Raw genomic sequence first — 21,609 nt, 5'->3', positions numbered from 1 at the left:
GACTCCGCCATGCCCGAGCAACGAAATCACCCCGCCCGCCCGACAGCAGACGATCAGCGGTGTCTCATCACCCCAACCGAAACGGCGAGGCTAGGCGCTGATCACAGATAGTGAAACGGAGATCGCCATGCCTGAGGACATGACGCTGAAAAGGGGCGTCCTCGCACTGGACGTCCGGCGGCACGAGATTGGTCGAGGGATGGGGCACGTTGGCCCATACGGTCAGCTGCACCCGGAGGAAGGCGGTCGGGAGTGGGACGCGCGCCCCGACGATGTGCAACCCCTGGGCGCTGGCACGTCGCTGAGTGAGGCGTGATGGCTCGGGTGATGGCGCTGCGGGTGCAGCGTGGGGACTGGGTGAGAGCCCATGGGCGGTGGTGGGAGGTCAAGGCGGTTCGCTCTGGCCGGTACGCCTCGGGCGGTCCGCTGGTGGTGCTGGTCTTCAAGTCGGGTCCTGCGCTGCGGGTGAATGCGGCCGATGTGCTGACGGTGGATCACGGTCGCCGGGCTGCACCAGGTAAGTCGAACGGAAGGCGGCCGTGATGGCTGAGCGGACAGTGTGGCGGTTCGCGGACTGGGTCTTGCGGCTTGATGCCTCGGGGAGCGGGCCGATCTATGAGACCGAGTGCACGACGTGCGGGGACTGCTCAGAAGCCGCTGACGGCAAAGAGGCGCCAGAGGTGTGGTGCTTGCAGCACGCGGGCCGTTCCGGGCACACGGGATTCCGGGCCGTAACGACCACATTCTTCCGGGCGACGCAGGCTGAGAGCGGCGGTGCGGACTGATGAGGCAGCGATTATGCGCCTTCGTAATTGTCGTCTTCTGGATCGCTGTGTATGTGCCGATGGCGCTGATCAGTGATCCCTAGTAGTCGCACAGCTTCTAACTTCCGGCTCTCATAGACCGGTTGCGTGCTACTTGAACCAACCCATGGCGACCGATTCGGGTCAGGGTCGCGCATCACAGCCGCATACGAAGACCGGACCACCCCTCGCCTGGAAGCTACTGGGGTGGTCCGGCTAGGAATCCCTTGATCAGGACCCTGGTGCCGATGGTACCGGGGTCGTCGTCGTGCCCACGCTCGATGAGCCCCCGATGGTCAGAGTCAAGCCAGTGCGCGGGGAAGGGACTTGAGACAGATGCACGACCCAGAGAACGCGGGTTTCGAGGACGAGGCGTTCGACCCTGACGCCGTGGTTTGGGTACGTGGCGTGGACTACGTGGCGGGCTGGCGGGACGCGACCGACGCCGGTGGGAAGCTGGCGGACGCGTTGGCGGCGGCTGGGTTCGATACCACGGGACTCGAATGGCAGGCCAGGGCCAATGCGGATGGGTCAGGCGCGGTGCGTCTTGTGCTGTCGGCGGCAGCGGCTCATGACGTGGCGGCACTGGTGCGGGCGGTCGCTCGGTTGGGCAGGGCGAGCTGAGACAGTGCGCGGTCGGCATGAGGTGTCCGGGCGTGGAACGTGGGCACGTCGCCGGCCGCAGAGACTTTGGGCGGGAGCTGCCATGGGGCGAGAGAGCAGGGGGCCTTACGCTGGCGCGGCGAATCGGGCGGCACCTGCCTGCCCGCGTTTCCGGCCGATCGGCCCCCTGCTCTTGGAGGCTCGCCCCATGGTGGCTGCCTAAAGTCTCGGAGGCCGTCGACCCCCAGCCACAACGCCCCAGCGCTGACGGAGGGTTGGCGGCTCCCTCTGCCGCTGGGTCGCCTCGGTGTCGGGTGGTTGCCGCCCGACGGGACCGGCCGCCAGGCCGCAGCCCGGCGGGGGCGGCAGGGCCGCCCGGCGCGCCGCAGGCGCGCCCTTGAGTAAGTGAAGAAGGTTTGGACCGATCTGGCGTTGTCAGCTGCGGAGGGTGCGGGGGCTGTCGGCCGTGATGCGGTAGGTGAATTGGGCCTGGCTGCCGCTGGTGCGGAGCTCTTCGAGGATGAGGGGCTGGTGGTCGGTGCCGTGTGTGACGCGCAGGGTGTGGATGACCGGTGTGGCGTCGGGGAGTTCCAGGGCGCTGCTCTCGTCGGCCTGGGGCATGCGGGCGCGTACGGTTTCCGACCAGGTGAGCAGGTGCCCGGCGGCCGTGAGGGTTGCGTAGATCTCCTCCGGCGCGGTGTCCGGGGCGTCGGCGAGGGGCGGAAAGTCCTCGGCGGTGGCGAAGGGGATCAGCACGCGGTGTAGTGCGCGGGCTCCGATGGCCGGATCGATGAGCACGCGGTCGACGCCGAAGAGCGCTTCTCCCTCGGCGAGTTCGAGCAGCAGGCCAGTGGTTTCGGTCGTCACGGTCCGGTAGACGGTCGGTTCGTGTGCCTGCTCCCACGGGGTGGCGTCGGGAGCGAAGGTCTTGCCGGTGCGGGTGATCGTGCGCTCGATGGTGAGCGGTGGTGTCGGCGTGCCTTTCACGAAGCTGCCCTTGCCGTGCCGCACTTCGATGAGTCCTTCGGATCGCAGTGCCGCAATCGCATTACGCACGGTGGGGCGGCTGACGTCGTAGCGTTCGATGAGCTGGGCCTCGGAGGGCAGCGGGCTGCCGGGTGGGAAGTCGCCGTCTGCGATGCCTTGCCTGATTGCGGCGGCAACCTGCTGGTACAGCGGTCCAGGGCGCTCGATGCCTGCCATGTCTGTGGCCTCCGCTCGTGGACGCGGGTCGGGTAGCGGGCGGCTGACGCCCGTCGTGTTACGTCACTCGTCAGCATAAGTGCTTGCCTTCTCACGTCAAGACATGCATGGTTGTAACTCGTAAGGACGAGTGACGATAGGTTGAGCCTTTCGACCTGAACGGCCAAGGAGGCCAACTACCCATGCAGTCCATACCTGTGGACACATCCCGGCTCGGCGTACTGCGGTGCGCTGTCGAGCCGGAAGCGAAGGTCAGCAACTTCGAGACGAAGGAGGTGAAGAAGGACCGGGACGGCAACACGATCTACACCGTGGCCGTCACGGTCCGGCAGGAAGGCCGCCGGGTATCGGTGATCGAAATCTCCGTGACCGGCGAGCCCAAGGGCATCACCGAGGGCACGGAAGTCAGGGTCACCGGCCTGGAGGCGTTCGCCTGGGCGATGGGCGACCGGCACGGCATCAGCTTCCGCGCCGCCGCGATCACACCCGTACTGCCCACTGCCAGTAAGGCGGGTGGTGCGTGATGGGACCGATCCTGCTCGCATTCGCGCTCGCCGCGCTGGCATGGCTGCTGGTCGCCGGGTCGGCGCTGCGGGAGCGGCATCCGGTGTGGTTCTGGTACCTGACGGGATACCCGGTCACCGCGGTGCGGGTGCTGTTCACCTGGCGCAAGGTCGCGCAGTTCAACGGCCTCACCGTCACCCGCAAGCCTGCCCGGCGGGTGCTGGGGGACCTTGAGGTACGGGGCGAGCCGCTGCGCCCGATTGCCCCGCGCATCTCCATTCCTCGCGCCACGCCTACCGGCCTGAGTCTGGTGGTGCGGCTGCATCCAGGCCAGACGCCGGGGCCGTTCATCGCAGCAGCGGAGGCGCTCATGCACGCCTGGCGTATGCACGCAGTGCGGGTGACCTCGCCGGAGCGGGGAACCGTCCTGATCACGGCGACCGCCCGGGATCCGCTGGAACGGCCCGGCCTGGCGTCCGCCCCGGTCGAACTGCTCTGCGCGCCGATCGGGGCACTGGAATCGGGTGGGGCCTGGGTGATGGACCTGCGGCAGGTTCCGCACTGGCTGATCACTGGCGCGACTCAGTCGGGCAAGTCCACGCTTCTGGCCCGGCTGGTGTGCCAACTCGCCCCACAGCGCGTGGCGCTGGTCGGCATCGACTGCAAGGGCGGGATGGAACTGGGCCTGTTCGACAAGCGACTGACCGCGCTCACCACCAGTCGGCGTGAGGCGGTCGCTGTCCTCGGCGCGCTCGTGGTCGAGATACAGGACCGGATGCGCACCTGTCGTATGGCTGGGGCCCGCTCCATCTGGGAACTGCCCCACACTGTGCGGCCGGTGCCCGTCGTGGTCATCGTCGACGAACTCGCCGAGCTCTATCTGACGGACGGCACCCGGGAGGGCAAGGCGGAGGCGGAGCAGTGTTCCACCTACCTGCTGCGCCTTGGGCAGCTCGGCGCGGCTCTCGGCGTGCACCTCGTGGTTGCCGGGCAGCGCGTCGGCTCCGACCTGGGGCCGGGTGTGACCGCGCTGCGCGCTCAGCTCGGCGGCCGGATCTGCCACCGCGTCAACGATCCCGGCACGGCGGAAATGACCCTGGGGGATCTCAACAAGGACGCCGTGGCCGTCGCGCAGTCCATCACGCCGGACGAGAAGGGTGTGGCCGTGTGCACGGGAACGGAAGGTGGTTGGGACCGGGCCCGTTCCCACCTGACCACGATCGAGGAGGCCCGCAAGACCTCCTCTGCCTTCGCCGGAGTGACGCCCGAACTGCCGGGCCTGGACCGTGCGTTGAAGGTCTCGGCTGGGGGTGAGCAGGCGTGAGTGAGGCAGCTTCGATTCCCTTTGCGGTGGTCTTCGGGATCATCACCGTCCTCCTGGTCCGCTCCCGCGATGTGAAGGCATGGGAGGCCGTCATGGTCGGCCTGTTCGGCCTCTACCTCGGACAGACCCCGGTCATCTTCACCGTGGATGGCCTCGTGACCTGGATCCTCTCCGGCTTCACCCACACCTGACAGGGAGCACTATGCCGATGCGCCGCGTGCGCTGCCCCGTCTGCAAGGGCGAGCGCTACCGCAAGACCCGCACCGGACACCGACGGCGCTGCCGCTGCTGCCGGGGCACCGGAACCATTCGCTGACCTGAACTGAACAGCCAAGACACCGACCGACAGGAGAGATCGACATGGACACAGCCCACCCAGCATCCGTCCGTGCCGCCTCGGCGGCCCAGCAAGGGAGGTCCCCACCATCACCGCCGAGATCACCTCGGCTGACAGACGCGCCGTGCTCAACCGCGCGGCGCGTCTGCGTCAGCTCACCGAAGCAGACCGAGACGCCATCCGCCTCGCACAGCACCCCCAGTTCACCCGCTGGCTGGAACAGATCACCGCAACCGGCGGCTGCGCCCACCCGATCCACCTCACCGGCGCAACAACCGTCCGCGACACCTACAGCGGCGAGATCCTGCACCACTACGACACGAGCGGGGAACCGGGCGAACGCCTCCTCGTCCGGTGCCGCAACCGGCGCGCGACCGTCTGCCCGCCCTGCTCCCGGCTGCATGCTGGAGACACTTTCCACTTGGTTCGCGCCGGACTCGTCGGCGGCAAGACAGTGCCCGACGATGTACGCGCCCATCCCCGGCTCTTCGTCACCCTCACCGCCCCCGGCTTCGGCCAGGTGCACCACGTCACCACTGGGACGGAACGTTGCCGCCCCCGCCGCGATGCCGGGCATTGCGAACATGGGCGGTCCGTCGGCTGCGCTGCCCGACATGCTGATACCGATCCGCTCGTCGGTCAGCCACTGTGCCCCGACTGCTACGACTACCCCGGTCACATCCTGTGGCATGCCCACGCAGGCGAGTTGTGGGCGCGCTTCGCACGCAGCGTGCGCCGGGCCCTGGCCTCGGCTGCCGGGATTGCACAGACCCGCTTCCCCGAGCATGCCCGGCTCTCCTTCGCCAAAGTCGCCGAGTACCAACGCCGTGCGGCCATCCACGTGCATGCCGTCGTGCGGCTGGACGGGCCATCTGGTCCCGACACCCTGCCCCCGCCCTGGGCAACTACCGAGGCGCTCACCACCGCCGTACACACTGCCGCTCGGGGCGTCGTGGTCCACGGTCCATACAGCGCGGCCATCGGCGAACATGCCTTGCGCTGGGGAGAGCAGCTCGACGCCCGCCCGCTGCGTGCCTTCGGCGATGGTGAAGGGCTGGCGGATGACGCCGTCGCCGCTTACGTGGCCAAGTACGTCACCAAAGGAGCGGCCGACACAGCCGCCGGCACCGACCACCGACTCACCTCCACTGATGACATAGAGACCGCTCCGGTCTCCACGCACCTGCGGTCCCTCATGCGCGCCTGCTGGCAGCTCGGCGGACTGCCCGAGTTCGAAGACCTGCGACTACGCGCCTGGGCTCACAGCCTCGGATATCGCGGCCACATCCTCACCAAATCCCGTGCCTACTCCACCACTTACGCCACCCTGCGCGCCGAACGCGTAGAACACCAGGGGCACGACCAACCGCTTGATGTTCTCGGCACTGCAACCGACGCCCACTGGCGCTACCTCGACTCTGGGCATACTGCGGGCGCCGCCCTCATCGCTGCGGGGATCGCTGAAGACCTCATCCGAAACCGGGAGATTGCGCGTGAGGAGTCTATTCATGGCGACTCCTGACTGTAGTCGTGGCAGACGGAAGAAGGTCATGAGCGATGAGGAATGGATAGAGCTACATGCGCGGCGTGCGTCTGATCTCAGCGCACGGCAAAGAGCGATGCTGCGCAGGGTGAAACGTGATCTGCGCAGCATCGCCCAGGGCGATTAGAGATCTTTAAGGGTGCGGGTTACGTGAGGTCGTGACGGCTGTCGTGGGCCGCGCTATGCCGGAGGAATGAGGTATCCCGATGGCGGAGGGCTGACGGCTGAGGAGCGGGCTCGACGTGAGCGGATCCGGTTGGCGGCCGCCGATCTGATCGAGGCGTCAACAGGTGGCTCTGCCGAAGATCGTTCGGGTGCCGCGGCAGTGTGGCGCCTCATCTGCTTCCGCCCTGATGGGGTGTCATTGACAAGGTGACCGAGAACATTGGCATCGGACGACTTCGTAGGATCTCAGGGCGGCGTCGGCGGCAACGGAAACGGCGCTTCGGGGCTGGTGGTGCCACAGGCGGCGACCGAGTGCAGTGGATCGGAATGGTGGCGGTCAGCTTGCCGGGGCTGGCTGCGCTGGCAGCGCTGCTGTTCACCTGGATGCAGGTGGGGCAAGCCAGCAAGGAACTCCGGATCAGTGAGCAGGGACAGATCACCGACCGGTTCAACGCCGCGATCAATAACCTGGGATCAAAGTCCTTGGACGTACGGCTAGGGGGCATCTACGCCCTGGAGCGCATCATGCAGGACTCCTCGCGCGATCAGCGCACTGTCGTCTCAGTGCTGTCCGCGTACGTACGCCAACACGTCCCCGTTCCGGCAAGCGGCTTCAAGTCGGCAGAAGAGCAGTACACGACCCCTGCCGACGTATCGGCTGTGATTGCTGTGCTGGGCAACCGGCCCGCCAGCCAGGACGTCACTCGGGAGGGGACGCCGCTGTACCCAGTCAATCTGAGCCACGTCGATCTGCGGGGCCTGCGGCCGGAGGTCGGGCTCAAGGAAGGCAGCGTCGCTGGGAACTTCCGCTTCGCGAACCTGACGGGGGCGGACCTTCGGTTCGCGACTTTGTCTGGTTTTGACTTCTTCGGTGCGGGCCTCGGAGGTGCAAACCTAGAAAATGCGAGCCTTTTCGGCGCGAACGTCAAAAGCGCGGGCCTCGAAGGTGCGAACCTCAAAGGCGCTGACCTCGAAGGCGCGAACCTAAGTGGAGCACTTCTCGACACCGCGATCCTGGCCAACACAAAACTCCGCGGCGCGGACCTTACCGATGCGGATCTCCGAAGGGCGGATCTCCGAGGGGCGGACTTCACGGGCGCACACCTCGCGGGGGCCAAGCTGAATGGGGCAAAGCTGGACGGGGCCCGCGGGCTGGCGCCATCGACACGCTAGCGAGCCTTCGTCCCGATCGGTCGCAACCGTGGCGAACAGGTCGGCGCCCTCGAACGGTAGCGACTGCCGCCGAGCATTCCTCGGGCCGTCAGACCGCCTCGTCGGGACACTTCACGCTCCTGGCGTAGCCAACAATGCCAGCTGCCCACCGTGCGATAGGGAGCCTAACCTCCGGGGTTGAAGTTCTCTAGAGTTCAAGCGGTACCGGAACCACTCGGGCAGGATTGAAGACGTTGAACGGACGAGTTGCAGGATAGATAAGGATCTCCTTGTAGAGGCCGGTAAAGATCGTCCTCTTTCGCTCGAAGGGGAGATCCTTCCAAGCATCCTTCAACTCGTCCGGCTCAACTCTCGCCAGCTGACGGACCTGATACTTCGTGACCTTCAGGCGTGCTGCATCAATCTTCTTGCGGAGATCCTGCGATACATCGCGATATTCGCTGGCCGACTGGTCACTCTCGGCAAATGCCGCTTTGAGTTCATTCAGTCGACGCTCCCACCGATCTATCTGCTGTTCCAGCTCCATCGTAGGGCCAGGTTCTGCCTGCTCCGCAAGGTCCTCCACTTCATCCAATTCCCTCAAGGCTAGCTTCCTCATAAGGCGCTCTAGTTCCTCTACCTTGATGGTCCGTCCTCCGCATCCTCCTTCACCCTTCGCCGGGCATGCATAGACCATCGTTTTGCGGTCCGAGCCTTTACGCACCTTCATCTTGATGTGCTCCGGAGAACAGGTGCAGCGGACCAACCCGCTGAGGTGGTAGATCCGCGCTGCCCTAAGTTTCCTGGTGTTGCGGTTAGGTGAGGTAAGGAGCGCACGGATCTGCTTATGCTCCTCTTCGGTAATGATCGGGGACCATTGCGCCTTCCCTACAACTTGCCTCCGATGCTCCTTTAGCCCCGCGATACGGCCAGATATTAGAAGGTAGCGGAGCGCCTGTTGGGTCCACGTACCACCCGTCGATGACTTGATCTTCCGCGCATTGAGACTGTTCACTATCGCATAGAGCGTTTCCCCTTCCAGTATCCTATGGGCGCACTCGCGCACGATCTCCGCCTCTTTCTCGTTGATTTCGTCTCGTAGAACCTTTCTCCGGGACCCCTCACCTTCATAGATTCGGGTGTACCCAAAGGGCCGATGCCCGCCGTTGTGAATCTTGCCTTCCAACGCCAATTCCTCGACCTTGCGCAACACTCGTTCGCGCTTATGCTCGACCTCGTGCTTGGCTATAGCTGCATGCACTCGGGCAGTCATACGCCCTGACGGTGTGGTCAGATCTAGCACACCGGCTTTCACTGTGTTGATCTCGACTTTCTGCGTCTCCACTAGATCAATGAAGTCCTCAAGTTCCCTCGGCTGACGATGGAGACGGTCCGTGTGCCAAGACACGACGGAATCAACGCGACCGCTCTTGATGTCGTCCATCATCCGCTGGTACTCGTCGCGGACCTTGCGACGGTCGGCAGCAGAGACGTCGTTATCTACATACACATCCACGATGTGCCATCCAAGTGCCGCTGCTAACAGTCGGCAGTCTTCCTCTTGGCGTGCGACTCCGAGGCCACCACCTTCCTTGTCGTTGCTGATCCGACAGTAGATCGCCGCTCGTCGCTTCGTCATGCCACGACCGTACTGGGGTTGGACCCCTTAAGTGAAGGCATGGTGGGCGACCTTGAGGACGTCGACCGGTGGGAGCGCCGGATGGGCCCGCAACAGCCCTCGCTGGGCCGGTGGTTCAAGGTCGCCGAGAAGCAGCAGGGTAGGGCCGCCCTCGATCCGGACGAACAGCGTGACGCTGGCGTCGTTGGGTCCCTCCGGTACGGGACCGGAACCGGGACCGGAACCGGGGCCGGGGCCGGAGCCCGAGCCGGGGCCGGGGCGGGATCCGGAGCCGGGGCCAAGGGCTGCCCGAGGCCACAGGACCTGCCAGGCGAGCGGCCCGACCCGGCGCCGCTCCCCCGGTCCCGCGCGGATCACGGGTACCCCGGCCGCAGTCGTCGTTCTCCGTACGAACTCGCTCTGGTCCCGTGGCTCCTCGAACGTCGTCGTCTGCACCGCGCCGACGGACCTGCCCCGCAACACGCCAGGCAGCCCCCGGACATGGTCGGCGTGGAAGTGCGTCAGAAGGATCAGCGGAATCCGGGTAACGCCCAGTTCCCGCAGACAGCGGTCGGCGAGCTCCGGGTCGGGGCCCGCGTCCACGACCACGGCCGCGCCGGCGCCCGCCGCGAGCACCGTGGCGTCACCCTGCCCGACGTCGCACATCGCGAACGTCCAGCCCGGCGGCGGCCAGCCGGTGATCACCCTGGTGAGCGGGGCGGGGCGCAGGACGGCGAGCAGGAGCAGCAGCGCGCAGAGGGCCGCCGCCCATGGGTGCCGCGGCAGCCGACGGGCCAGGAGCACGACCAGGGCCGTGACGGCGGCCAGCAGCAGCCCGCCGCGCCAGCCACCCGGCCAGTCCGCCTCCGCCCCCGGCAGCGCCGCCCCGCTGCGAGCCACGGAGGCGATCCACCCGGCGGGCCACCCCGCGCAGCGCGCCAGCAGCTCGGCAACCGGCATCGCCACCGGGGCCGCGGCGAGAGTGGCGAAACCGAGAACCGTGGCCGGGGCGACCGCGAGCTCGGCGACCAGATTGCAGGGGATCGCCACCAGGCTGACCCTGGCCGCGAAGACCGCCACCACAGGAGCGCACACGGCCTGCGCCGCGGCGGCCGCGGCCAGCGCCTCGGCGAGCCGGGGCGGCACCCGCCTCCGTTGCAGCGCCGCGCTCCAGCGGGGGCCGATGGTGAGCAGCGCGCCGGTGGCCAGCACGGAGAGCAGAAAGCCGTAACTCCGGGCGAGCCACGGGTCGTACAGGACCAGCAGCAGTACGGCCGTGGCCAGCGCAGGGATCAGCGACCGGCGGCGTCCGGTGCCGATGGCGAGCAAGGTGACGGCACCGCAGGCCGCGGCCCGCAGGACGCTCGGCTCTGGCCGGCACACAACCACGAACGCGAGCGTGAGCGCGCCACCGAAAAGGGCCGTACCTCGCAGCGTGATGCCCAACCGGGGTGCGAGACCCCGCCGTTCGGCCAGCAGAGCCGTGCCCGGCGGCCCGATCAGCAGGACGAGCACGACGGTCAGATTGCTTCCGGATACGGCGAGAAGGTGCGTGAGGTCGGTCGCCTCGAAGGCGCCCTGCAGCTCGGGCGTGATCCGTGAGGTATCGCCGACGACCAGCCCCGGCAGCAGCGCCCGGGCGTCCGGGGCGAGTCCGTCCGTGGCTTCGCGCAGTCCGGCCCGTAGTCCTCCGGCCGTGCGCTGGAGGGCGGTTGGCGGGCCGGTGATCCGCGGCGGACCGTCCCCCTCCGGCCTCAGTACGGCGGCGAACCTGTCGTCGGCGTGCAGGGGCGGCGCGAGCCGTCCGGTAAGCCGCAGCCGGGTCGAGGGCAACAGCCGCAGCCAAGGCGCGTTGGACGCGGACGATTCGCCCGAAGGCACGATCACCAGGACGGGCGTCCGCGCCTCGGTGACCGCGCCACCGGGTGCCGTCACGCGGGTCACCTCGGCGTCCAGCATGACGGATCCGCGCGCCGTCCGATCGCCGCGGACGCGGGGCCGGGTGGCTCGCGGATCAGCGGTGACCTGCAACTCGACGGTGACGTGCGCGTATCGGCCTGCCAGATCCGGCAGCGGCCCACGCCGCAGATCCGCGCTGTGCAGTCCGGCCGAAGCTCCGCCCGCCGCGGCGCACAGCAGCATCGCGGCGAGGGCGGTGGCGTTGAGCCGACGCCTACGCCTGCACCTGCTGATCTGTGCGCCACCGTCGGCCGGCGCCGGCGCCCTGCTCGCTCCAGCCCGCACCGACCGCACCGCCCGGGCCGTCGCCGGAGCCAGTAACAGCCCCGCGGCGACGACGCAGGCCGTCACGCCCACCGCTGTCCACCACCCCCGCGCGCCGACCGCCACAGCCGCCGCGGCCCACGCCGCCAGGGCCGGGGGCACCAGCCGCAGGTCTGCCGGTCCCTCCTGCCGCGGGTCGGAAGCCCCCAGCCGGTGGCCCGCAGCGGCGTGCACCGCCGGGCGCGCCGTGGCCGCCGTCATGGCCGTCGTCATGGCCGCACCAGAGACTGGAGGTCCGCGAACCGGCGGTCGCCGATCCCGTTGACCTCGCGGAGTTCGTCGACCGACCGGAAACCCCCGTGCTGGGTGCGGTAGTCGACGATGTGCTGGGCCAGTACGGGACCGACCCCCGGCAAGGTGTCGAGCTGCTCCACGGTCGCCGAGTTGAGGCTCACCGGCCCAGCGGTCTGCCCACCCCCGCCCGCGCCCGATCCGCCCGTGCCCGCTCCTGTCATCGGCGATCCCGGCGGCACGAGCACGCCCACCACCACCTGCTCGCCGTCCATGAGCACCCGCGCCCGGTTGAGCCCCGTCAGGTCCGTACCGGCCCGGACGCCTCCAGCCGCCCGCAGCGCGTCGGCGACCCGGGATCCGGCCGGCAGCCTGTGCACCCCCGGCCGCCGTACCTTGCCGCTCACATCGACGACGATCCGCCCTCCGGGCCCCGCATCGGACGGCGGCGGACCCGGCGACGGATGCGGCTCCGGCTCCCGCGTGGCCGCGCCCTGCTGGACCAGCTCCGGGGCGCGCACGGTCTGCGGCCGCCCCGCCCAGAAGTGCTGCGCCGCGAAGACCGCTGCCACTACGAGTACGACGACCAGGGCGGCGAGAGCCCTGGGCTCGAGCCCGCATCTGAGCTGCACCCACAGAGGCAACCGCTCCCGCACCGCAAGCCCCACGCGCTGCCGAGTGCCCGTGCCCGTACTCGTATCGATGTCCGCGGCAGCGCGGCCACCGCCACCCCCTTCGGCGCGGGAGCGCCCAGCAGCCGCGTCGAGACTCGTGCCCGTACTGCGTGGCGGGCCCTCGAACAGGGCGTCCGCCCGGCGGCGCAGGGCGGCCGTACTCGGTGCGGCAGCCACTCGCCTGCCACGGAGGCGAACCGGACGCCGCGAGCCACGGCCGGGACCGCTGCCCGAGCCGAAACCCGAGCCCGACTGCGGGCGCGAGCCCGACCCCGGGCGCGAGCCCGAACCGGGGCTGGGAGAGCCCGAACCGGGGCCGGCCCCTGAACGGGGAAGACCCAGGCCTGAGCCGCGGCCGTCACGGGCGCGGCTGTCCGAGGCCGGGGCGCGGCCCGGGCCACTGGTTGCGGAACGTGATCGGAGAGCCATGCCACAAGACGCTAGGCACATCCGTCAAAACCCGCTGAGCAGGCCCAATTCCCGTGGACAACCGCCCCGTTGTGGAAAACTCGGCCACTCACCAGGGTGACAGCGGCCACCTCAGAGGCCGACACCAGTTCCTCAGCGAGGCGAGACCACAGCCCCCAACAGCCCCGGTCCCGTATGCGCCCCGATCACCGCGCCCACCTCGCTGACATGCAGATCGACCAGCCCGGGAACCCGTTCCAGCAGCCGCTCCGCCAGCGCCGCGGCCCGCTCCGGCGCGGCCAGATGGTGCACCGCGATGTCCACGCTGCTCGTGCCCGCCCGGTCGACGACGATCTCCTCCAGCCGGGCGATCGCCTTCGATGCCGTACGCACCTTCTCCAGCAGCTCGATCCGGCCGCCGTCCAACTGCAACAGAGGCTTCACCGCGAGCGCCGAGCCCAGCAGCGCCTGCGCGGCCCCTATCCGGCCACCGCGGCGCAAGTAGTCCAACGTGTCGACGTAGAAGTACGCGGACGTGCCCGCGGCCCGCTTCTCCGCGGCGGCTACCGCCTCGTCGAGCGTGCCACCGCCCTCAGCCGTCTCCGCGGCCGCGAGCGCGCAGAATCCCAGGGCCATCGCGACCATCCCGGTGTCCACCACCCGCACGGGCACCGGCGCGTCCTTGGCGGCCAGCACCGCGGCGTCGTACGTCCCCGAGAATTCGCTCGACAGATGGAGTGAGACGATGCCGGTCGCACCGGCCTCCGCTCTCGCGCGGTACGCCTCTGCGAACACCTCGGGGCTCGGCCTGGACGTGGTCACCGGGCGTCGCTTCTGCAATGCCAGCGCCAGCGAGCGGGCCGAGATCTCGGTGCCCTCTTCGAGCGCCTGATCGCCAAGTACGACGGTCAGCGGCACCGCGATGATGCCGTGGCGCTCCATCGTCGGTGGCGGCAGGTAGGCCGTTGAATCAGTGACGATCGCGACATGGCGGGACATGAGCGGGAGGTTACCCGCAGGAGCCGCCGCACGGCAGCCCGGCCCCTCGGCAATGAACGCGTCGCCCCGGCCGGCGGATCACCCAGGGATCACTCAGGGACCGCCGAGGGACCGCCGAGGAACCGCCGATGGATCACCAAAAGACCGCCGGCGGACCGCCGGTGGGTCAATTCGTGGTCTCTGGACGGGCGGTCTTCTGCCAGGGGTACGTCGTCTGCTGCCGAGGATCGCGCGCAGTGATCGCCTGCGGCTGCGGCTCAGCGCCGGGCCCAGTCCCGGCCTCAGGCCCACCTTCAACCCCCGCACCCGCACCCGCCCCCGGCCACGTCTGCTCGCGCACCGCTCCGTGACCGTCCCCGGCCTCCGGCCACGACGTCGGCGCAGCTTGAGCCGCCTGAGACGCCGCAGTCCCGTCCGGCGTCTCCTCCTCCGACCAGTGCCGCAACGCCCCCGCCTCGACGTCGATCTGTGTGCTCAGCGCATCCAGATCATCCTCCGCGAACTTCCGGGCCCGGTCCCGCGCCGCCCACCTCAGAGACTCGGCAGAGTGCGTGATCCGCTCCGTACGCTCGCGCAGCCCGGGAAGCAGCGAGGCCACCGTCGCCCGGTCCGGCTCGCGCTCCAGCCGCTTCAGTTCGTCGTCGAGCTCGTGGCCGTGCACGCTCAGCCGCTGGAACAGTCCGAGGGACTCGGACAGCGAGGCGTCCTCCGCGGCGCCCGCGTGCAGCGCGTCCTGCGTAGCCCTCATCGACGTACGCAGCGACAGCCGCAGCTGCGCCAGCTCGCCGACCACACCGCCCTGCCCATAGCTCTTCGCCCGCAGTGTCGTCTCCTCGACGGTGCGGCGCGCCTGCGTGACCGTGCGCTCCACTCCGCGCCTGGCCGCGCCGATGACCTTCACGCTGACATACACCCCCAACGCCACGAAGGCGACGAAAAGCAGCGTCAGTATCAGAATCGCGGCTTCCATGAGCGCCCCTCCGGCGTCGGCTGTTGTCCCTCCACCGTAAACGGAACGGGCAGGCCGAGGGTTCCATCGGAACCCCCAACCTGCCCGTAGGGGAAATCCCTGCCCGCACGTGGGCGCTACGCGGGGACGATGTTCACCAGCTTCGGCGCCCGCACGATCACCTTGCGGATGCCGGCGCCGCCCAGCGCCGCGACCACCGCCGCGTCACCCAGCGCCAGCGCCTCCAGCTCCTCGTCCGAGATCGACGGGGAGACCTCCAGCCGCGCCTTGACCTTGCCCTTGATCTGCACGACGCAGGTCACGGACTCGTCCACGACGTACGCCGGGTCGGCGACCGGGAAGTCCTGGTGCACGACCGAGTCGGTGTGGCCCAGCTTGTGCCACAGCTCCTCGGCGATGTGCGGGGCCAGCGGGGCGATCAGCAGCACCAGCCGCTCCGCCACGCTGCGCGACAGCGGGCCGCCCGCCTTCGTCAGATGGTTGTTCAGCTCGGTGATCTTGGCGATGGCGGTGTTGAAGCGCAGGGCCGCCAGGTCCTGTCCGGCGCCGTCGATCGCCTTGTGCAGCGCACGCAGCGTCGCCTCGTCGGGCTCGGTGTCGACGACCGTGACCTCACCGGTCGCCTCGTCGACGACATTGCGCCACAGCCGCTGCAGCAGGCGGTACTGGCCGACGACAGCCCGGGTGTCCCACGGCCGCGACACATCCAAAGGCCCCATGGCCATCTCGTACAGCCGCAGCGTGTCCGCGCCGTACTCGGCGCAGATCTCGTCCGGAGTGACGGCGTTCTTCAGGGACTTGCCCATCTTGCCCAGCTCGCGCTTGACGGGCTCGCCCTCGAAGTAGAACTTTCCGTCCCGCTCCTCGACATCGGCGGCCGGCACCGGGAAGCCGCGGCTGTCCCGGTAGACGTACGCCTGGATCATGCCCTGGTTGTACAGCTTGTGGAACGGCTCGACCGAGGAGACGTGCCCCAGGTCGAACAGCACCTTGGACCAGAACCGCGCATACAGCAGGTGCAGTACGGCGTGCTCCGCACCACCGACGTACAGGTCGACGCCGCCGTGCGGCTGCCCCTCCCGCGGGCCCATCCAGTACTGCTCGATCTCCGGGTCGACCAGCTTCTCGCTGTTGTGCGGATCCAGGTAGCGCAGCTCGTACCAGCACGAACCCGCCCAGTTGGGCATGGTGTTGGTCTCCCGGCGGTAGCGCTTGACGCCGTCGCCCAGGTCCAGCTCGACATTGACCCAGTCCTCGTTGCGCGACAGAGGCGTCTCGGGCTGGGTGTCCGCGTCGTCCGGGTCAAACGTACGTGGCGAGTAGTCGTCGACCTCCGGCAGCTCCAGCGGCAGCATCGACTCGGGCAGCGCGTGCGCGATGCCGTCCTCGTCGTAGACGATCGGGAAGGGCTCGCCCCAGTAGCGCTGCCGGCTGAACAGCCAGTCGCGCAGCCGGAAGTTGACCGTCCGCTCGCCGATTCCGCGGGCGGTCAGCCACTCGGTGATCTTCGACTTGGCCTCGGCGACGTCCAGGCCGTCCAGTGAGATCTCGTCGTTCGACGAGTTGATCGCCGGGCCCTGTCCGGTGAAGGCCTCGCCCTCCCAGCCGTCCGGCGGCTGGACGGTACGGATGATGGGCAGGTCGAAGGCCTCGGCGAACTCCCAGTCGCGCTCGTCCTGGCCGGGTACGGCCATGATGGAGCCGGTGCCGTAGCCCATCAGTACGTAGTCGGCGACGAAGACCGGGATCCGTTCGCCGGTGACCGGGTTCAGGGCGTAGGCACCGGTGAACACACCGGTCTTGTCCTTGTGTTCGGTCTGCCGCTCGACATCGCTCTTCGTCTGGGCCTGCTTGCGGTACTCGGAGACCGCCTCGGCCGGAGTGGCGGCGCCGCCGGTCCATGCCTCCCTGGCGCCCTGCGGCCACTCGGCCGGGACGATGGAGTCGATCAGGCCGTGTTCGGGTGCCAGCACCATGTAGGTGGCGCCGAACAGCGTGTCGGGGCGGGTGGTGAAGACCGTGATCTGTGCGTCGTCGTGGCCGACGACCGAGAAGTGGACGCGTGCACCCTCGCTGCGGCCGATCCAGTTGCGCTGCTGCAGCTTGATCGCCTCGGGCCAGTCCAGCGCGTCCAGGTCGTCCAGCAGCCGGTCGGCGTAGGCGGTGATGCGCATGTTCCACTGGCGCAGCTTGGCCTTGAAGACGGGGAAGTTGCCGCGCTCGGAGCGTCCGTCAGCGGTGACTTCCTCATTCGCCAGTACGGTGCCCAGGCCCGGGCACCAGTTGACGGGCGCGTCGGAGGTGTACGCCAGCCGGTACTCGCCCAGCACATCGGCGCGCTCCGAGGCGCTCAGCTCGCTCCACGCGCGCGTGGAGCCCGGCACCGCACGCTCGCCGCTCTCGAACTGCGCCACCAGCTCGTCGATCGGACGGGCCTTCTTCGCGTCCTCGTCGTACCAGGAGTTGAAGATCTGCAGGAAGATCCACTGGGTCCACTTGTAGTAGTCCGGGTCGATCGTCGCGAAGGACCGGCGCTTGTCGTGGCCCAGGCCCAGCCGGCGCAGCTGGGACTTCATGTTGTTCATGGCCGCCTCGGTGGTGACCCGAGGGTGCTCGCCGGTCTGTACGGCGTGCTGCTCGGCGGGCAGGCCGAAGGCGTCGAAGCCCAGGGTGTGCAGGACATTGTGTCCGGTCATGCGCTGGTGGCGGGCGAAGACGTCGGTGGCGATATAGCCCAGGGGGTGCCCGACGTGCAGACCCGAACCCGAGGGGTACGGGAACATGTCCATGACGAACTTTTTGGGCTTGGCGACCTGTGCGGGATCCCCGGCCAGGTCACCTCCCCCGCTCTCGGCTTCGCTCGAGCGGGGGGACCCCCATGGGTTCGGTGCCTCGTACGTACCCTCGGCGTCCCAGAAGTCCTGCCAGCGTGCCTCGATGTCGGCGGCCATGGCAGCCGTGTAGCGGTGCGCTGCAGTTACCTCAGCAGCAGCAGGGTTGGTCTCGCTCATGATCCTTGAAGCTCCATCGATTCGTCTCTGCCAGCGGATTCCAAAACGAAAAAACCCCTCGCACAGGAGGGGACGCCGCGCCGATTCCAACCGGATCTTTCATCCGTCGGGACTGATCAGCGCGGCTCGCTAAGCAGAAGGCGTACGGCACGCATGGCGTCAGGGTACCGCAGCGAGCGAACCGGGCGCATAAGACCAATCTCGACGAGCCCTCGAAGGGCCCTCGACGGACTCCGGTGAGGTCTCGGCAGCCATCCCCAGCGGCCCCGGCGTCCGCCTCGAAAGGCGCGCGCCACTCCCCGGCACGCCCCCCGAGCGCCCGCCGCACGCCCACCGCGCGCCCCCCGAACCGCGCTTCCAGATGCCTCCGGCCGCGGGGGTTACCCCGCGTATCGACCCTATCCAGGGCAACCCCAGAGTCAGTTGGCTGTGGTTCCGCTCTCTAAACGCTCAAACCTCGTACTGCCCGGTATGGGTGGACCTAGCATGCGTCAACGGGACCGCCTTTCCCGCACCATTCGGAGTCGCCCCATGAACCCTCATCGCAAGAGCCGTTCGTCGCCAGCGCCGAGTACCGGGCTAAGCCGCCCGGTGCAAGGCGGCTTGTCCGTCGCGGCGTTCGTGCTCCTACCCCTGCTCGCCGTCGGCGGGAGCGACAACTTTCGCGCCACGCTCGACTTCACCACCGGGGTGCTGTCCCTGGTGTCCCTCACCGCCTCCGTGGCGTGGGGCCTGATCGCCACCGACCGGCTGCTCCTCTCCACGCGTCACCGCCTCCTTGCCCAGGGCATCCACCGGGCCACCGCGGTCGCCTCGCTCGGCTTCCTGCTGCTGCACGCCACCGTGAAGGTGTCGCTGGGCCATGTGGAAGCGATCGGCGCCCTGGTCCCGTTCGGACTCGGCGTCACCGGTACGTCCGGCCTGATCGGCTTCGGCTCGCTGGCCGGCTTCCTCATGGTGATCGCCGCCACGACCGGCGCGCTGCGCAGCGCCCTGGCCGGCAACATCCGGGTAGCGGGCCGCTGGCGGCCGCTGCACATGCTGGCCTACCCGGCCTGGTGCTCCGCGCTGGTGCACGGCCTGTTCACCGGCCGGCCCGCCGCGACCTGGGTCGTGACGATGTACTGCCTGGCACTCACAGGTGTCGCCGCCGCCGTGTCGCTGCGGTTGATGCCGCGGCCGGTGCAGCGGCGAATCGCCACCAAGATCATGTCGCTGACCGGCTCGGGCGACGACCGGTCTGCGGCGGACGAGCAGCTACGGCGCGATCCGACCACGTCCCCCCTCCCCGGCGCGGCCGGAGTGACCGGACCGGCCGGCCTCAACGGCATGAACGGTATTCCCTCCCAGCGCCCGTACGAGCAGGAGTTCCAGCGCCAGTCCTCCCTCGGCCGGCCGCGCTCGCAGCCCCGGCGGCTCGCGCCGCCCTCGCCCAATCTCTACGAGGTGCCGCCGCTCCCGGAGGCCGAGCCGACCGTCGGCAGCGGCATCGGGCCCGGCACCGGGATCTCCGCCGCGTACCGCGCGGTCTCCCTGGCCGGCGACCAGACGGCCCCGCTGGCCGAGCGCATACCGATGACCGAGGAGATCCCCGTCGTCTCGGAGTCGGGTTCCCGGCAGGGTCTGTGGCCGACCCCGTCACCGCCGCCGCCCGCGCAGGCCTTCCGGCCCGAGCCTCTCGAAACGCCCGCTCCTCCCGCGTACGAGCCCCCTCCGGCCTACGAGCCCCCTCCCGCATACGAGCCCCCTCTGGCCTACGAGCCCCCTCCCGCTCCCGCCTCCTACGACCCCGCTCCCCCGTACGAAGCACCTTCCTCCCCGTACGCCACCGGCACCGCCGACACGTACGACGACACGGCGACCATGCCCGGCCCCCTCTTTCCGCCCCCGGCCGGAGAGCCCTGGCACACGCCCGCAGGAGACCGACCGTGAACACCCCCCTCCCTGATGTCCCCGAGGTTCGTGTCGTCGGCCTTCCCCAGCTGACGCAGGGGTTCGACCTTGTCGAGCGCCTGGACCTCCCGATGCATCTCAAGGTGCACGGCCCTCTCGAGCCCGTTACCGGCGAGCTGCTCGCCCAGCTCGCCGACGACATATCCCTGCGCGGCCGGGGCGGCGCGGGCTTCCCCTTCGGGCAGAAGCTGCGCGCCGTAGCCAAGTCCGCGATACGACGCGGGGTGCGGCCCGTCGTCGTGGTCAACGGCAGTGAGGGCGAGCCCGCCTGCCGCAAGGACACCGTGCTGCTCAACCGCGCCCCGCATCTGATCCTGGACGGCGCCCTGCTCGCCGCGGAGGCGCTCGGCGCGCGCACCCTGGTGGTCGCGGTCACCCGCAACTCCACGGAGATCTCCATGCGCGCCGCGCTGGCCGAGCGCGGCCTGTCGGACCGGCGTGGGCAGCAGCTGCGCGCGCGGGTGGTCCGTACGCCGGAGCGCATGGTCTCCGGCGAGGCCTCCGCGGTCATCCGTGCCGTGAACGGCGGCCCCGCGCTGCCGCCCGGCCGCCGCGAGCGCGCTTCCGACACCGGCGTCGGCGGGGCCCCGACGCTGCTGTCCAACGCCGAGACGTACGCACAGCTCGCCATCGGCGCCCGTATCGGCGCGCGCCGCTACGGCAACACCGGCCTGGACACCGAGCCGGGCACGGTCATGCTGACGATCTCCGGGGCGGTCGCGCGCCCCATGGTCGTCGAGGTCCCCACGGGCGTCCCGCTGCGGTACGTACTGCAGCTGGCGGGCGCCCCGCCGCTTCCCCAGGGCGTGCTCACCGGCGGCTACCACGGCAACTGGATCGACTCGGTCGCAGTCCACGAGGCCAACGTCTCGCGCGAATCGCTGGCAGCCGTGGGCGGCTCCCTCGGCGCGGGCGCGATCCTCCCGATCGGCCCCGAGACCTGCCCACTGGGCGAGGCGCTGCGGGTGGCCAACTGGCTCGCCGCCGAGACCGCCGGCCAGTGCGGCCCCTGCAAGCTGGGCCTGCCCGCCGCGGCCGGCGGCCTGTCCGACGTCATGAACGGCGGCGGCCCCGCCGCCCTGGAGGCGCTGCGCGAGGTGACGCAGGCCGTCAAGGGCCGCGGCGCGTGCAAGCACCCCGACGGCTCGGCGCGCTTCTTCGCCTCGACCCTGTCCGCCTTCACGGACGACCTCGCCGCCCATGTGCTCGACGGCGGCTGCGGGCGCGAGACGACCGGCGTGCTGCCGCTTCCCGGGCCCGGCTACCAGGATGCCGAGGAGTCGATTCCGAGCGGCGAGAAGCTGGCCGTGGACTGGACGCTCTGCCAGGGCCACGGGCTCTGCGCGGACATCGTCCCTGAGCTCATCCGGCTCGGTCCCGACGGCTATCCGGCGCTCGCTGACGCCTCGGTTCCGATGCATCTGCGGGGGCGCGCACAGCGGGCCGTACGCCGGTGCCCCGCGCTGGCGCTCCGTATCGAGCAGGGACCCGCCCCGTCGCCGACCACCCGTCCCGCCCTGCCGTCGAGCAACCGCAAGGCGCTTGGCAGCGGCCGCAGTTGACGGCCCCCTGGGGACACACACCCCAGGGGCACACGAAGAAGCGGGCCATCCGATCCGGATGGCCCGCTTCCTTGTGTCTACTGCTTCTGTGGAGCTAAGGAGAATTGAACTCCTGACCTCCTGCATGCCATGCAGGCGCTCTACCAACTGAGCTATAGCCCCTTGCGATGTGCCGCCTTGATCGAAGGTCTCCCTCGCGGCGACGTCGACAACATTAACGCTCCCTCCAGTGCATCACCAAATCGTTTCCGGTCTGTAGGGACTGG

General features: G+C 69.2%; 16 protein-coding genes, 1 tRNA gene and 1 pseudogene. 10 read left to right on the top strand and 8 right to left on the bottom strand.

Annotated elements, in window-relative coordinates:
* Window positions 1-542: 542 nt before the first annotated feature.
* Together ACZ3H8_RS33870 and ACZ3H8_RS33865 are read left to right on the top strand one after the other, a co-directional pair.
* Window positions 543-785 (top strand): DUF7848 domain-containing protein, encoded by a 243-nt coding sequence (locus ACZ3H8_RS33870; RefSeq protein WP_467408250.1) that lies wholly within the window; start codon window positions 543-545, stop codon window positions 783-785.
* 354 nt (window positions 786-1,139) lie between these two features.
* A complete protein-coding gene (locus ACZ3H8_RS33865) occupies window positions 1,140-1,427 on the top strand; it encodes a hypothetical protein (RefSeq protein ID WP_467408248.1) in 288 nt (95 codons plus the stop codon).
* Between the two features lie 414 nt (window positions 1,428-1,841).
* Here the strand turns inward: ACZ3H8_RS33865 and ACZ3H8_RS33860 are convergent, their stop codons facing one another.
* The gene (locus tag ACZ3H8_RS33860) at window positions 1,842-2,609 is read right to left on the bottom strand and encodes a GntR family transcriptional regulator (RefSeq protein WP_467408246.1); all 768 of its coding nucleotides are present in this window, start codon (window positions 2,607-2,609) and stop codon (window positions 1,842-1,844) included.
* Between the two features lie 182 nt (window positions 2,610-2,791).
* On the opposite strand from ACZ3H8_RS33860, the gene ACZ3H8_RS33855 reads away from it, so the two are divergent.
* The 6 genes and pseudogenes from ACZ3H8_RS33855 to ACZ3H8_RS33830 all read left to right on the top strand — a co-directional run bounded on the left by ACZ3H8_RS33855 (window position 2,792) and on the right by ACZ3H8_RS33830 (window position 7,655).
* Window positions 2,792-3,133: an SCO3933 family regulatory protein gene (locus ACZ3H8_RS33855; RefSeq protein WP_467408244.1), complete on the top strand. Its 342-nt coding sequence runs from the start codon at window positions 2,792-2,794 to the stop codon at window positions 3,131-3,133.
* Window positions 3,133-4,437: an FtsK/SpoIIIE domain-containing protein gene (locus ACZ3H8_RS33850; protein WP_467408263.1), complete on the top strand. Its 1,305-nt coding sequence runs from the start codon at window positions 3,133-3,135 to the stop codon at window positions 4,435-4,437. Before ACZ3H8_RS33855 ends, ACZ3H8_RS33850 begins: the two co-directional genes overlap by 1 nt.
* Entirely contained in the window at window positions 4,434-4,628 is a 195-nt protein-coding gene (locus ACZ3H8_RS33845) for a hypothetical protein (RefSeq protein ID WP_467408242.1), read from the top strand. The genes ACZ3H8_RS33850 and ACZ3H8_RS33845 overlap by 4 nt, the downstream gene beginning before the upstream one ends.
* Window positions 4,629-4,898: 270 nt before the next feature.
* On the top strand, window positions 4,899-6,296 hold the full coding sequence (locus tag ACZ3H8_RS33840) for a replication initiator (protein ID WP_467408240.1): 1,398 nt from the start codon (window positions 4,899-4,901) through the stop codon (window positions 6,294-6,296).
* A gap of 214 nt (window positions 6,297-6,510) precedes the next feature.
* Window positions 6,511-6,600: pseudogene (locus ACZ3H8_RS33835) on the top strand (helix-turn-helix domain-containing protein); the annotation flags it as partial.
* Between the two features lie 194 nt (window positions 6,601-6,794).
* The gene (locus tag ACZ3H8_RS33830; RefSeq protein WP_467408238.1) at window positions 6,795-7,655 is read left to right on the top strand and encodes a pentapeptide repeat-containing protein; all 861 of its coding nucleotides are present in this window, start codon (window positions 6,795-6,797) and stop codon (window positions 7,653-7,655) included.
* A gap of 187 nt (window positions 7,656-7,842) precedes the next feature.
* Here ACZ3H8_RS33830 and ACZ3H8_RS33825 read toward each other — a convergent pair whose 3' ends face one another.
* The 6 genes from ACZ3H8_RS33825 to leuS form a co-directional block, all read right to left on the bottom strand.
* Entirely contained in the window at window positions 7,843-9,273 is a 1,431-nt protein-coding gene (locus tag ACZ3H8_RS33825) for a recombinase family protein (protein WP_467408237.1), read from the bottom strand.
* Window positions 9,274-9,300: 27 nt separating this feature from the next.
* Window positions 9,301-11,748, bottom strand: coding sequence for a ComEC/Rec2 family competence protein (locus ACZ3H8_RS33820; RefSeq protein WP_467408234.1), 2,448 nt, complete (start codon window positions 11,746-11,748; stop codon window positions 9,301-9,303).
* Window positions 11,745-12,617, bottom strand: coding sequence for a ComEA family DNA-binding protein (locus tag ACZ3H8_RS33815; RefSeq protein WP_467408232.1), 873 nt, complete (start codon window positions 12,615-12,617; stop codon window positions 11,745-11,747). Before ACZ3H8_RS33815 ends, ACZ3H8_RS33820 begins: the two co-directional genes overlap by 4 nt.
* A gap of 384 nt (window positions 12,618-13,001) precedes the next feature.
* Window positions 13,002-13,847 (bottom strand): DegV family protein, encoded by an 846-nt coding sequence (locus ACZ3H8_RS33810; RefSeq protein ID WP_467408230.1) that lies wholly within the window; start codon window positions 13,845-13,847, stop codon window positions 13,002-13,004.
* A gap of 166 nt (window positions 13,848-14,013) precedes the next feature.
* Window positions 14,014-14,817: a hypothetical protein gene (locus ACZ3H8_RS33805; RefSeq protein ID WP_467408229.1), complete on the bottom strand. Its 804-nt coding sequence runs from the start codon at window positions 14,815-14,817 to the stop codon at window positions 14,014-14,016.
* 116 nt (window positions 14,818-14,933) lie between these two features.
* Entirely contained in the window at window positions 14,934-17,828 is a 2,895-nt protein-coding gene (leuS, locus tag ACZ3H8_RS33800; RefSeq protein ID WP_467408227.1) for a leucine--tRNA ligase, read from the bottom strand.
* 603 nt (window positions 17,829-18,431) lie between these two features.
* Between leuS and ACZ3H8_RS33795 the strand changes: the two genes are divergently transcribed.
* Both ACZ3H8_RS33795 and ACZ3H8_RS33790 read left to right on the top strand, forming a co-directional pair.
* The gene (locus tag ACZ3H8_RS33795) at window positions 18,432-19,760 is read left to right on the top strand and encodes a hypothetical protein (RefSeq protein ID WP_467408225.1); all 1,329 of its coding nucleotides are present in this window, start codon (window positions 18,432-18,434) and stop codon (window positions 19,758-19,760) included.
* Window positions 19,757-21,343 (top strand): NADH-ubiquinone oxidoreductase-F iron-sulfur binding region domain-containing protein, encoded by a 1,587-nt coding sequence (locus ACZ3H8_RS33790; protein WP_398988642.1) that lies wholly within the window; start codon window positions 19,757-19,759, stop codon window positions 21,341-21,343. Before ACZ3H8_RS33795 ends, ACZ3H8_RS33790 begins: the two co-directional genes overlap by 4 nt.
* An 89-nt stretch (window positions 21,344-21,432) precedes the next feature.
* Here the strand turns inward: ACZ3H8_RS33790 and ACZ3H8_RS33785 are convergent.
* Window positions 21,433-21,505 (bottom strand) — tRNA-Ala (locus tag ACZ3H8_RS33785).
* Window positions 21,506-21,609: the final 104 nt, after the last annotated feature.

This window comes from Streptomyces sp. NPDC002868, assembly GCF_055563295.1.
The sequence above is the reverse complement of the archived record's forward strand: the minus strand, read 5'-3'. Positions and strand labels throughout refer to the sequence as shown.